At 62.3% G+C, this 12,888-nt stretch carries 13 protein-coding genes; 3 read left to right on the top strand and 10 right to left on the bottom strand.

Annotation, left to right across the window (positions count from 1 at the left end; all coding sequences use genetic code 11):
- Positions 1–1,071: diaminopimelate decarboxylase (lysA, locus tag ABN482_RS15600; RefSeq protein ID WP_349504840.1), on the top strand; the 1,071-nt coding region annotated here is incomplete at its 5' end.
- 47 nt (positions 1,072–1,118) lie between these two features.
- On the opposite strand, the gene ABN482_RS15605 is transcribed toward lysA, so the two are convergent.
- The 4 genes from ABN482_RS15605 to ABN482_RS15620 form a co-directional block, all read right to left on the bottom strand.
- Entirely contained in the window at positions 1,119–1,322 is a 204-nt protein-coding gene (locus tag ABN482_RS15605) for a tautomerase family protein (protein WP_349504841.1), read from the bottom strand.
- Between the two features lie 2 nt (positions 1,323–1,324).
- The gene (gene ccsB, locus ABN482_RS15610; protein WP_349504842.1) at positions 1,325–2,659 is read right to left on the bottom strand and encodes a c-type cytochrome biogenesis protein CcsB; all 1,335 of its coding nucleotides are present in this window, start codon (positions 2,657–2,659) and stop codon (positions 1,325–1,327) included.
- Positions 2,656–4,725 carry a cytochrome c biogenesis protein ResB gene (locus tag ABN482_RS15615; protein ID WP_349504843.1) on the bottom strand — a complete coding sequence of 690 codons (2,070 nt, stop codon included), beginning with the start codon at positions 4,723–4,725 and terminating at the stop codon, positions 2,656–2,658. The genes ccsB and ABN482_RS15615 overlap by 4 nt, the downstream gene beginning before the upstream one ends.
- A gap of 194 nt (positions 4,726–4,919) precedes the next feature.
- Positions 4,920–5,615 (bottom strand): c-type cytochrome, encoded by a 696-nt coding sequence (locus tag ABN482_RS15620; protein WP_349504844.1) that lies wholly within the window; start codon positions 5,613–5,615, stop codon positions 4,920–4,922.
- A 240-nt stretch (positions 5,616–5,855) separates the two neighbouring features.
- Here ABN482_RS15620 and yihA point away from each other — a divergent pair, with 240 nt between their 5' ends.
- On the top strand, positions 5,856–6,479 hold the full coding sequence (gene yihA / locus ABN482_RS15625) for a ribosome biogenesis GTP-binding protein YihA/YsxC (RefSeq protein WP_349504845.1): 624 nt from the start codon (positions 5,856–5,858) through the stop codon (positions 6,477–6,479).
- Positions 6,476–7,492, top strand: a complete 1,017-nt coding sequence (gene hemB, locus ABN482_RS15630; protein WP_349504846.1) for a porphobilinogen synthase — start codon at positions 6,476–6,478, stop codon at positions 7,490–7,492. The genes yihA and hemB overlap by 4 nt, the downstream gene beginning before the upstream one ends.
- A gap of 130 nt (positions 7,493–7,622) precedes the next feature.
- Here the strand turns inward: hemB and dsbD are convergent, their stop codons facing one another.
- The 6 genes from dsbD to rpsK form a co-directional block, all read right to left on the bottom strand.
- Complete coding sequence (gene dsbD / locus ABN482_RS15635; protein WP_349504847.1) at positions 7,623–9,533, bottom strand: protein-disulfide reductase DsbD; 1,911 nt, start codon at positions 9,531–9,533, stop codon at positions 7,623–7,625.
- A gap of 69 nt (positions 9,534–9,602) precedes the next feature.
- Positions 9,603–9,965 (bottom strand): divalent-cation tolerance protein CutA, encoded by a 363-nt coding sequence (gene cutA / locus ABN482_RS15640; protein WP_349504885.1) that lies wholly within the window; start codon positions 9,963–9,965, stop codon positions 9,603–9,605.
- A 163-nt stretch (positions 9,966–10,128) separates the two neighbouring features.
- Positions 10,129–10,518 (bottom strand): 50S ribosomal protein L17, encoded by a 390-nt coding sequence (gene rplQ / locus ABN482_RS15645; protein WP_349504848.1) that lies wholly within the window; start codon positions 10,516–10,518, stop codon positions 10,129–10,131.
- A gap of 201 nt (positions 10,519–10,719) precedes the next feature.
- On the bottom strand, positions 10,720–11,715 hold the full coding sequence (locus ABN482_RS15650) for a DNA-directed RNA polymerase subunit alpha (protein ID WP_349504849.1): 996 nt from the start codon (positions 11,713–11,715) through the stop codon (positions 10,720–10,722).
- A 133-nt stretch (positions 11,716–11,848) separates the two neighbouring features.
- Positions 11,849–12,472, bottom strand: a complete 624-nt coding sequence (rpsD, locus tag ABN482_RS15655) for a 30S ribosomal protein S4 (RefSeq protein WP_349504850.1) — start codon at positions 12,470–12,472, stop codon at positions 11,849–11,851.
- Between the two features lie 11 nt (positions 12,473–12,483).
- The gene (gene rpsK, locus ABN482_RS15660; RefSeq protein WP_109062603.1) at positions 12,484–12,885 is read right to left on the bottom strand and encodes a 30S ribosomal protein S11; all 402 of its coding nucleotides are present in this window, start codon (positions 12,883–12,885) and stop codon (positions 12,484–12,486) included.
- Positions 12,886–12,888 lie beyond the last annotated feature (3 nt).

A 12,888-nucleotide genomic window follows, 5' to 3' on the forward strand; every position in this document is an offset into this window, starting at 1 on the left:
TCCAACCTGGCGGTGCTGGCCGAGTTCGCCCGCCTGGGCAGCGGCTTCGACATCGTCTCGGGTGGCGAACTGGCCCGTGTGCTGGCCGCCGGCGGTGATCCCGCACGCATCGTCTTCTCGGGCGTGGGCAAGAAAGTCTGGGAAATCGAGGCCGCGCTGGCTGCCGGCATCAAGTGCTTCAACGCCGAGTCCGACGCCGAGCTGGAGCGCCTGTCGGTCATCGCCACGCGTACCGGCCAGACGGCCCGTGTCTCGCTGCGCGTCAATCCCGACGTGGATGCGCAGACCCACCCCTACATCTCGACCGGCCTGCGCGACAACAAGTTCGGCATCGCCATCGAGCGTGCCCGCGACGTCTATCGCCATGCCACCAGCCTGCCCGGCCTGGAAGTCGTCGGCCTGGATTGCCACATCGGCTCGCAGATCGAAAGCGTCGCACCGTACCTGGATGCCCTCGACAAGTTGCTGGATCTGATCGACGCGCTGGAAACCGATGGCATCCGGCTGCACCACCTCGATCTGGGCGGCGGCCTGGGCATCCGCTATGAAGATGAAACCGCCCTGCCCCCGCAGGCTCTGCTCGACGGAGTCTTCGAACGCCTGCAGCAGCGTGGCCGCAGCAATCTGCAACTGGTGCTCGAACCCGGCCGCTCACTGGTCGGCAATGCCGGTGTGCTGCTGACAGAAGTGCAGTACCTCAAGCCCACCGAGGCACGCAATTTCGCCATCATCGATGCCGCCATGAACGACCTGATCCGTCCGGCCCTGTACCAGGCCTGGCACGGCATCCTGCCAGTCACGCCGCGCCAGGACGAATCTGCCCAGACCTGGGATCTCGTCGGCCCGGTCTGCGAAAGCGGTGACTGGCTGGCCCGCCAGCGCGTCCTGGCGATCCGGCAGGGCGACCTGCTGGCCATCGAGTCGGCTGGTGCCTACGCCATGACCATGGCCAGCAACTACAACAGCCGCAACCGACCTGCCGAAGTCATGGTCGATGGTGCGGACTTCCATATCATCCGTCGGCGCGAAACACTGGAAGACCAACTGCGGGGCGAGTCGGTTCTGGCCTGACCGGATCCCATAGCCAGAAAGACAGCAAAAAACACGCCCGGCAGACGTTATTTTGCTGTCTTCCTCAGTTCGGTCACGGGTACGCCACCGATGCCCCAGTTGTCGGTTTCCACCTCGTCGATGACGACAACTGTTGTTTTCGGATTTTTATTCAGCACATCAACCAACAGTTGCGTGGCCCCTTCGATCAACCGTCGCTTCTGTTCGGGCGTCACACCTTCATTGGTGATCTTGATATTGACGTAAGGCATGTTCACAGCTCTCCATACGAGTGCAGGCCTGACAGGAACATATTGACCCCCAGGAATGCAAACCCCGTGATCAGCAGCCCCACCAGCGCCCAGTAGGCTGCCAGCGTACCACGCAGCCCCTTGATCAGCCGCATGTGCAGCCAGGCGGCATAGTTCAGCCAGACGATCAGCGCCCAGGTTTCCTTGGGATCCCATTGCCAGTAGGCACCCCAGGCATCAGCCGCCCACAGCGCCCCAAGAATCGTCGCCACGGTAAAGAAGGCGAATCCCACCGCGATGGCGCGGTACATGATGTCGTCCAGCACTTCCAGCGACGGCAGCCGCGCCGCAATCGGACGACGTGCCAGCAGGATGCCGCCCGCCACGATCGCCCCCAGGCCGAAATAGATCGCCCAGGTCGCCGACAGCCCCTCGGTGCGGAACACCATCGGCTCGGCCATCAGCAGCACGCCCATGATGAACAGCGGCACCAGCGTGCGCCATGAGCGCGATTCGCCGTTTTCCTTCACCAGGTAGGCGAAGCCCACCATCGCCGCCAGCGAGAACGTGCCATAGCCGATGAAATTGGCCGGCACGTGCAGCTTCATCCACCAGCTCTTGAGCGCCGGCACCAGCGGCTGGATCTGCTGGGCATCACGGGTCAGCGAATACCAGAACAGGAACACCACCATCGAGGCCACCACCAGCATCACGAAGCCGCCTAGTGCCCGTGTGGCATAGCGACGCTCGTAGTACAGATAGAACAGCGCCGTGACCAGTGCAAACAGCACGAACACCTCGTACAGGTTGCTGACCGGGATATGGCCCATGTCCGGCCCCATCAGGTGGCCCTCGCGCCAGCGCACCATCAGGCCGGTAAAACCCGCAAACACACCGCCCCAGGTCAGGGCCGTGCCCAGCCAGGCGGCTGTCGGGCTGACGAAACCGATCCAGTAGCAGACCGTACCCAGCACGAACAGACAGCTCATCCACAGAATGGCCGACTGGGAGGAGAACAGGTACTTGAGCCAGAACACGCTATCGGCCCGCCCCAGGTCATCCTGGTACAGCAGCACGCCCAGCAGGCTGGCCAGGGCCACGGCGACCATCAACGTGCGCAGCGGGCGCCACAGCCAGCCCAGCCAGACCACCACCGGCACCGTACAGACCAGAATGACTTTTTCGTAGCCATCCATGGCATAGCCATAGGCAGTCAGCGCGTACCAGGCCCCCGCCGCCAGCAGCAGCAGAAACACCAGGTCAGTCCAGTCCGGCCGCCCCCGGAACTGGCGAGCGTCGCCGGTTTCTGAAATCGATTCAACCCAATCCTGACTGGCGGAAGCGAGTGCGCGGCTCATGATGTTTTCTCCGTCGGTGAAGGTGCCGCCGGAGCGGCCTGCTGAGTCTGGTCATCGGCCGCAGGGGCCATGCGTTCCAGCATCTGCCGGAACTGGGAAAATTCGCGCAGGAAGTCCAGGGTACGCTTCTGCGAGGTCATGGCGGCCAACAGGCCGGTGCTGGCCGCAGGGCCATCGGCACCGGGTTCCGGCTTGAGCCAGATCCAGATGCGGCGATCACGGATATAGAACATCGCAAACACGCCGATCACCAGGAACAGACAGCCAAGATACACGATATTCTTGCCGGGAGAGCGTGTCACCTGAAAGACGCTGGCCTTGCGCTGTTCGAAATCGACCAGGGTCAGCACCGAATCTGCCGGATAAAACGCCAGGTCGGACAGGGCTGCCACTGCCAGACGGGTCCATATCTGTGCCTGCAGGGCCTCGTCGCCCTGTTGCGGCAAAGCTGCCAGGCCCATGCGCTCGCGATTGATATCGCGCAGGGACTCAAGGGAAGCACCGATCAGGCGCACCACGATACTGGCGGCACGCTCGCGTTCAGCCTCGGGCACATTGCCGTCGATGAACTGGGCCACGGCCTGCAGGCCGCCGTTGGAAAACGTCTCCAGCGCCCGCTCGGCAGAATTTTGCAGTGCCTCGGCATTGGGGCCGCCTGCCGGCGAATTCTGGCGGGTGAAACGCGCGGCGGCTTCACGTCGCAATTCGGGCTGGTTGAGGCTGGCACGCAGTGCCATGAACTCATCGAGTGACAGGTTTTCGTCGGCCGGCAGTTGCAGATAGCGAAAATCCTCGGCCGGCGACGGACGAGCCCCGAACAGGAAGACCGGGAAGCCCTCCAGCTCGATCGGTGCCATGTAGCTGTGGAACTGGTGTGCCTGCCCGGCCGCATCGATCAGTTGATACTCGACACTGGGGCCGACATTACGCAGGTTGCCATTGGACTGACCTGCCGCGCTTCCGGTCACGGCCGCCACATGCTCACCCAGTTCCTTGGGCTGGGGCGGGCCGGAGCTCAGATCCTCGACATTGATCGGACGCAGCGCCGACAGGTCCAGCCGCAGTGCCGCCTGACCATGACCCGGCAGATCTTGCGACTCGCCCACCACGCCACTGACCAGACTGCCTTCGGCCTGCCCTCCACGCAGCGGGTAGCGCATCAGCCGCACGCTGCTGCCGCCATCCTCGAAGCTGGACTGGTAGACCGTCACGCCCTTGTAGCGCAGCGGCTCGTTGACTTCGATCACCTGGTCGAAGCGATCACCTGTTTCCCAGTCGATGACTTCCACCTTGCTGGCGAACCGGCTCGGCATGCCATTCGAGTAGTAGTCGACCACGAATTCGTCGAGCCGCAGGGAAAACGGCAGCGGCTGTACCAGTGCACCTTCGCGTGCCAGGATGATGGCGCTCTGCGTGATGCTGCCCTCGGGAAGCATCATATTGGCGCGGAAACTGGGATTATTAAGCGACAGCCGGCCGCTTTCCGGCACTTCGCGAATCAGCATGTTGTCGACGACCGGCTTCTTGTCGCCCAGCCAGATCTGCAGGCGCACCGGCAGTTCGCTGTCGAGCAACCCGCCGACACAGATCACCACGATGGCGGCATGCGCAAAGATATAGCCCAGCCGGTTGCTGGCTCCCTTGCGGGCCGCCAACAGTACGGCATCACCCTCGCGGCGCTCGCGTATGGCATAGCCCTGGCGTCCCAGCCACTGGCGCATGCGCAATTCGATGGCACCGGCTGGCGCATCGATGCGCTGCTCGACCCGCTGCGGAAAGGCACGCAGGCTGCCAGCGCGGACATGCTCGCGGAATGAGCGCATGTCACGCACCATCTTGGGCGCATTGCGGATCAGGCAGATGGTGGTCGACACCACCAAGAAGCCCATGATGACCAGGAACCAGACGCTGTTGTAGACCTGCCAGATATCGAACTTGTCGAACACGTCGTACCAGAACGGTCCGAAGCGATCGATATACGTACCCTGGGACTGGTTCTGTCCAAGCACGGTGCCGACCACACTGGAGATACAGATGATCACCAGCAGGCTGACGGCGAACCGCATGGAACCCAGCAATTCAAAAAGGTCTGCGCCGATTCTGCGCGACGGGGGAGGAGGCTTGTGTGTCGTGGTCATAAAAAAGGGGAGTGCGGCTGCCTCCCCAATAGACTGAAGGCGAGCCCTTCAGTTCCGGCCATGATGCCGGAAAGATGCGCCGGTTTGATTCTGCTCAAATCCGGCGCATATGATAGTACGGATCAGCGCAGACCAGCTGCGTAATCTGCTATCGCCTTGATGTCGGCATCCGACAGGCGCTTGGCAATCGTGACCATCACCTGATTGTTGGCCCGATACCCATCGCGGAACAGCTTGAGCTGCTCTTCAAGATACATGGTGTGCTGCCCCGCCAGACGCGGGTACTGTGCCGGAATGCCTTCACCCGAAGCACCATGACAGGCCGCACAGGCCGGGATGCCACGAGCGGCATCGCCACCACGCCACAGATGCATGCCTGCCTCGACGGTGGCTTCGTTCTCGGCCGTGGCCGGCTCGGTCAGTTCCTGATGCGACAGGTACAGCGCGATATCCTGCATGTCCTGGGGTTCAAGCATCATGACATTGAAGCTCATCACCGAGGGGCCACCATCGACACCACCGCGGGCGGCGACATCCTCGCCATCCTTGAACTTGAATTCACTCAGTTGCTTGTAGAGGTATTCATGAGGCATGGCGGACAGATTCGGATTGAGCGGAATCTGGCTGTTGCCAGCCACGCCATGACAGGACGCACAGGCAATCACGCCGCGCGCTGCGTCGCCCTGTTCGTACAGCATCTCGCCACGTGCGGCATCCGGACGGACCGGACCATCGGCAGCCGCAAAGCTCGCCGTGGAAACGGACGCACAGAGCATCACTCCACTTGTAACAAGTATCCTGGACAGCACACGCTTCATGAAATCCTCGATCAGTTCGCATATGCGCAGCCCCGGCGGACGTGGAATGCTGCGCTTTTATCAGTCAGGATATTCCTGACCACAATCTTTCTTATGCTATACCTGCGCAGCCGATTTGTTTTTGATATGGCGCAAGGTTTTTGATATAGCGCAAGCTTCCCCGAAAAGGCCCCTTGCGGATCGTTGATTATACAATAGGCCCTTGCTGCTCCTTTTCCAACCGCTCCTCTCGGACGATCCGTGTCGCTACTGCACCGCGCCTCTTTCTTTACATCCGCCGCCCGCCTCGACCAGCTTCCCGAAGCCGGCGCCCCCGAGGTGTGTTTTGTCGGCCGCTCAAACTCCGGCAAATCCTCTGCAATCAACGTGCTGACCAACCAGAAACGGCTGGCCTTCTCGAGCAAGACACCTGGCCGGACCCGCCTGATCAACATGTTCACCCTGCCCGATCCGCTCGAGCCCGAAGCCGCGCTCGGCTTTCTGGTCGACCTGCCGGGCTATGGCTATGCCGCCGTCGACAGAAAAGCCCGTGAGGAATGGGCCGAAGTGCTGGGCGATTACCTGCGCAGCCGCAGCTCTCTGGCCGGCGTGGTATTGATGATCGACATCCGGCGCGGCGTGACCGACCTCGACCGCCGCCTGGCGCATTGGCTGGCCCCGACCGGTCGCCCCGTGCTGGCCCTGTTGACCAAGGCAGACAAACTGCCGTATGGTCAAAGGATCAAGACGGTCTTCGCCGTCAAGAAAGAACTGGCCGAAATCGGTGCACTCTATGCCGTACCGTTTTCCGCCACGCATCGCATCGGGCTCGAAGAAGCCGCCCTGCATATCGAAAACTGGATCTCACCCAAGGTCGTACCATGACTCTGCTCAATGCCGACGCCGACTTTCCGCTGTCGCGCCCCCGCCGCCTGCGCCGCGACGATTTCAGCCGCCGCCTGGTGCGGGAAAACCACCTGCATGCCGATGATCTGATCTACCCGGTCTTCGTGGCCGACAGCCCCGACCTGGCCGGCCCGGTGCAATCGATGCCCGGCGTCGAACGCTACACACTGGACACCCTGCTGCCGGTCGCCGAGCAGTGCCTTGAGCTGGGCGTGCCGGTGCTGGCCCTGTTCCCGGTCATTTCCCAGGAATTCAAGACGCCCGACGGCCGCGCCGCCACCGATCCTGATGGCCTGGTGCCACGCGTGGTGGCTCGCCTCAAGCAGGACTTCCCCGAGCTGGGCATCCTGACCGACGTGGCGCTCGACCCCTACACCAGCCATGGACAGGATGGTCTGCTCGACGACAACGGCTACATCCTGAACGAGCCCACGGTGGAAATGCTGATCAAGCAGGCCCTCAGCCACGCCCAGGCCGGTGTCGACATCGTCGCCCCCAGCGACATGATGGACGGCCGCATCGGTGCGGTGCGCCGTGCCTTCGAAGACCAGCGCTTCATCTACACGCGCATCATGGCCTATTCGGCCAAGTATGCCAGCGCCTTCTACGGTCCGTTCCGCGATGCCGTCGGTTCTGCAGCCAACCTGGGCAAGGCCGACAAGTTCACCTACCAGATGGACCCTGCCAATGGCGACGAGGCCCTGCGCGAAGTGGCAGCCGACCTGCGCGAAGGAGCCGACATGGTCATGGTCAAGCCCGGCATGCCCTACCTGGACGTGCTGCGCAAGGTCAAGGACACTTTCCGCGTGCCGACCTATGCCTACCAGGTCAGCGGTGAATACGCCATGCTCAAGGCGGCCGCAGCCAATGGCTGGCTGGATCACGACAAGGTCATGATGGAGGCACTGCTGTCGTTCAAGCGCGCCGGTGCCGATGGCATCCTGACCTATTTCGCACTGGAAGCCGCCCGCAAGCTGCGCGAGACGGCCTGATCACAGGGCATCGCGCCCACATGGCGGCACTTGCGATCAGGTGCCGCCGCCCCCTCTCTCCCTTCCACATGGATCGCCTGCGGCCTGACGCATGGCGGCCAGCGTCATGCGCCGACAAGATACGCTGTGCTTATCGCACCCGCTCCAGCACACCGGCGAACGCCTGCGCATTCATGAAGCCGATCACCCTCGGGTCAGCCTGTTCCTGTCCCTGTGCGTCGAAAAAGATGATTCCCGGTGGCCCGAAGAGCCGGAAACGGCGCAGCAACTCGCGATCCTGCGCCGTATTGGCCGTGACATCGGCCTGCAGCAACAAGAAGTCGCCCATCAGGGCGGCCACGGCAGGATCGCTGAACGTAAAGCGCTCCATCTCCTTGCAGGACACACACCAGTCGGCATAAAAATCGAGCATCACCGGCCGGCCAGCCGATCGCAGCCGCGCCTCGAGCTCTGCCACCGAAGCAACACGCTCGAACCCGTCCTTGCCGACTGCCTCGGTACCTTGACCCGCAACGCTTCCACCGATGAAGGGGGCAAGGGGATGCCAGGGATCGCGCGCCCCGGCCAGTGCGCCAGCAACCCAGGCTGCAGCCAGCAACACCAGCAAAATGGCAACCGTGCGCGACAGCAAGTGCCTAAAGCCGATCGGTCCGCTCCATGGAGTGACCAGCCCCAGCAATAACGCCAGCATGATTGCCAATGCCGCCCAACCCAGCATCAGCACGGCGACCGGCAGGACCGGCGACACCATCCACCAGGCCGTCGCCAGCAAAAGCCAGCCAAAGAGTCGCTTGATGCGATCCATCCACGCTCCGGGCCTGGGCAGCCAGGCCGGCGAGGCGGCACCCACGATCAACAGCGGCACGCCCATGCCCCATGACAATGCAAACAGCGCCGCTCCCCCCAGCCAGACATCGCCCGTCTGCGAGATGTACAACAGTGCACCTGCCAGCGGTGCCGCCACGCAAGGCCCCACGATCAGGGCAGAAATCGCGCCGATCAGGGCCGCGCTGCCCAGTTGCCCTCCAGGCATCCGGGCCAGCACCTGGTTCAGGCGTGACTGCAGTGCGCCCGGCACCTGGAAGGTAAACACATCGAACATGGCCAGCGCCAACCCTGCCAGCAGCAGCGCAAACAGCGCCAGCACCCAGGGCGTCTGCAACCAGGCGGCCAGCCCTACGCCACTCAGCCCCGCGGCCACGCCCAGCGCCGTATAGACCACCGACATCCCGGCCACATAGGCCAGCGCCAACAGCCCGCCTCGACGAGCCCGCGACCCCTTGGGCCCACCCTCCACACCCTCGCCGCGTACCAGCAGGGCAGACAGGATCGGCACCATCGGCAATACGCACGGCGTGAAGGCCAGCAAAATGCCCAGCACAAAGAAAATCAGTACCGTCTGGGCCATACCCGCCGACAACATGCCATCCATCAGGCCGGTATCGGACGATTGCAGCCAGCGCTGCCAGAAACCGCCTTCCGTCCTGTTCCCCGATACGGCACCAGCCGCAGTGGCCATGCCCGCATCACTGTCGATAACCTCGCCGTCGATCACTTCGCGAATGAGTGCCTGGCCCGGCCCGGCCATGACCAGTTCATAGCCCTCTGCCGTCGGCGTCAGTTCCAGTTGCTCCATGCGCGGCGGATAGCACAGACCGGCATCGGCGCACCCCTGGCTGCCTACACGCAGCGTCAGGGGGAGATCCGAATCGGGCAATGCCACCAGCAGGGAAGCACTGCCGTAATAGATCTCCATGTCTTTTTCGAAAGTCGGGTCATACTTGACCAGGCCGTCCGGATAGCGCACGGCGTCGGCCGCCAGCGGCCCTGGCGCAGCCTCCCAGGCAAAGCGCTCGCGGTACATGTAGTATGCATCGGCAATCCGATAGTCGAGCTGGAGCGTATGCGGGTCCTTCATCTGCGCCGACAGCACGAATGCCTGCTCCGGCGGCAGGAAGTCCGTCTCGGATGCACCAAACAGTTGCGCATGAGCCTGACCGCCCCACAAAACCGCCATTACCAGCAACCACCGCCACATCATGCGCATCACCGCTTCCTTGTCTTGCTTTGCCCGGAACCGGGCCACTGACCGATCATAGCCGCCCACCGTTCAGGCGGATTTGTCCAAAGGCAAAGTCTGGTCGCGCACCCACTGCAGATAGGCAGGCAACCCATCCGTGACCGGCAAGGCAATGATCTCCGGTACCTCGTAGGGGTGCAGCGCCTGGATCGCTCCGATCACGTCAGGCAGTCGTGCGGCCGTGGTTTTGATCAGCATCGGCGTTTCATGCGCGTGCTCGACCTGTCCCTGCCATGCATAGATGGACAGGCAATCCGGCAGAAGGTTCGCACACGCCGCCAGTCCCTGTTCCACCAGGGCACGGGCGATACGCTCGGCGCAGTCGCGGTCTGGGGTATTGCAGAAGACGAGATGTATAGCAGTCTCGTCTGTCGATGGGCGCGGAAAGGTCATGGCTGCACGGGAAAAAACGACATGCCCATGATAGCCGAATGCTCCGATCACTGAACGATGCACGATACCCATGAAAAAACCGTCAGCATGCAGCACATGCGGACGGTCTCTAATACTTCGAAGAGTGCAGGGCCGGCTCTATCTATCCGGCCTTCCGAGCAGCTTACTCGGCGCTGGCTTCGGCTTCGGTGGGCTCAGGACGGTCCACCAGCTCCATGAAGGCCATCGGGGCGTTGTCGCCCTGGCGGAAGCCCATCTTCAGCACGCGGGTGTAGCCACCGGGACGGCCTTGGTAACGGGGGCCGATTTCGGCGAACAGCTTGACCACGGCAGTGCGGTCACGCAGACGGGCAAAGGCCAGGCGCTTGTTGGCCAGGGTCGGCTCTTTGGCCAGGGTGATCAGGGGCTCGATCACGCCGCGCAGTTCCTTGGCCTTGGGCAAGGTCGTCTTGATGGCTTCGTGCGTGATCAGGGCGACAGCCATGTTGCGGAACATGGCAAGGCGGTGGCTGCTGGTGCGGTTGAGCTTACGGAGACCGTTACGGTGACGCATGATAATTTTCCTGTTAAGAATCTAATGAACGGCTTGCGCCGCAAGGATCCGGTTCTTCTATCACGCCTTTCTTTCAGCCAGAGAGAAAGGCATGCGGTCCGGTAGTCAATCCGGCCAGCCAGATAGTGAAATCGGCTGGACGCGGGATTATAGCTGAACTACGGCTGCGCCAGGCCTATCGGCACTGGCGCATTGTTGCGATCAGGGACGCTCGAGGCCCATCGGGGGCCAGTTGTCGAGCTTCATGCCCAGCGTCAGGCCGCGTGCGGCCAGGACTTCCTTGATCTCGTTGAGCGACTTGCGACCCAGGTTGGGGGTCTTGAGCAGCTCGTTTTCGGTACGCTGGATCAGGTCGCCGATGTAGTAGATGTTTTCGGCCTTCAGGCAGTTGGCCGAACGCACCGTCAGTTCCAGGTCATCGACCGGGCGCAGCAGGACCGGATCGATTTGCGGGGCGACGCCGCCACGCACGATACCGTTCTCGGGCTGATCACCTGCACCTTCCAGTGCGGCAAAGACGGAGATCTGGTCCATCAGGATGCGGGCCGACTGGCGCACGGCTTCCTCGGGCGAGATCACGCCGTTGGTTTCGACGTCCAGGACCAGCTTGTCCAGGTCGGTGCGCTGCTCGACGCGAGCGCTTTCGACAGCGTAGCTGACGCGACGCACGGGGCTGAACGAAGCATCCAGCACGATACGGCCCAGGCTGGCGCTGCGATCTTCCTGCAGGTTGCGGACGTTGCCGGGCACATAGCCGCGACCCTTTTCGACCTTGATCTGCATTTCCAGCTTGGCGTTGTCGGTCAGCGTGGCGATCACATGATCAGGGTTGATGATTTCTGCATCGTGCGGCAGCTCGATGTCCGACGCCAGCACGGGGCCGGTGCCTTCCTTGCGCAGCACAACAGTGATTTCGTCACGGTTGTGGAGCTTGAATACGATGCCCTTGAGGTTCAGCAGGATATCAACCACGTCTTCACGCACACCGGGGATGGTGGAGTATTCGTGAACGACGCCGGTGATCTGGACTTCGGTCGGTGCATAGCCGTACATCGACGACAGCAGGATGCGACGCAGGGCGTTGCCCAGGGTGTGGCCATAGCCGCGCTCGAAAGGTTCGAGGATGATCTCGGCGCGATTGACACCCAGCGCTTCGACTTCGATGCTGCGCGGTTTCAGCAGACCATTGGTGGACATGTATGTGTATCCTTTTCAATACCCTCGGCTCGTTACACCGATAAGGCTGATGGAGAGAAGGCCTTTCAAGGCCAGGAAACGCAACAAACGTACGCCTGGGAACAGGCGTACGTTTGTACGGAAACGCGTGATATTAACGCGAATACAGTTCGACGACCAGCGACTCGTTGATGTCGCGAGCCACGTCGGCGCGGTCAGGGGCTTGCTTGAACACGCCGCTTTGCTTGCCGGCGTCCACTTCCACCCACTGGGGCAGGCCGATGCCGGTTGCCAGGTCCAGGGCTTCCTTGATACGGCCTTGCTTCTTGGCCTTCTCGCGGATGGCAACGACGTCGCCAGCCTTGACGATGATCGAAGCGATATCGGCGGTATGACCGTTCAGTTCGATGGCGCGGTGGTTCACCAGTTGGCGAGCCTCAGCGCGGGTCGAGCCGAAGCCCATACGGTAGACCACGTTGTCCAGGCGCGATTCGAGCAGCTGGATCAAGGTCTCGCCAGTATTGCCACGACGACGCTCGGCTTCCTGGAAGTACTTGCGGAATTGCTTTTCCTGTATACCGTACATGCGCTTGAGCTTTTGCTTTTCACGCAGTTGCAGACCGTAGTCGGACGTACGGGCACCCGAAGTGCGACCGTGTTGACCGGGCTTGGAGTCCAGCTTGCACTTGGAATCCAGCGAACGGCGGGCGCTCTTCAGAAACAGGTCGGTACCCTCGCGGCGCGAGAGCTTGCATTTAGGTCCAATATAACGTGCCACGATGCTTTTCCTTAGATGCGCCGACGCTTGGGCGGACGGCAGCCGTTATGCGGGAGGGGCGTAATGTCGGAGATGCTGGAAATCTTGATGCCCAGCGCATTGAGCGCGCGCACCGACGATTCCCGGCCCGGACCCGGTCCCTTGATCCGCACTTCCAGCGTCTTGATGCCGTATTCCTGAGCCACGCGGCCTGCGGTTTCGGCAGCGACCTGGGCTGCGAACGGCGTCGATTTGCGCGAGCCCTTGAAGCCTGCGCCACCCGATGTCGCCCACGACAGGGCATTGCCCTGACGGTCGGTGATGGTGATGATGGTGTTGTTGAAAGAAGCGTGGACGTGAGCAATCCCGTCGGCAACGTTCTTTTTGACCTTTTTGCGAACGCGTGATGCGCCGCTGGCAGAAGCTTTGGCCATTTC

Origin of the sequence: Corticimicrobacter sp., assembly GCF_040137905.1 — a bacterium.
Classification (GTDB): Bacteria; Pseudomonadota; Gammaproteobacteria; order Burkholderiales; family Burkholderiaceae_B; genus Corticimicrobacter.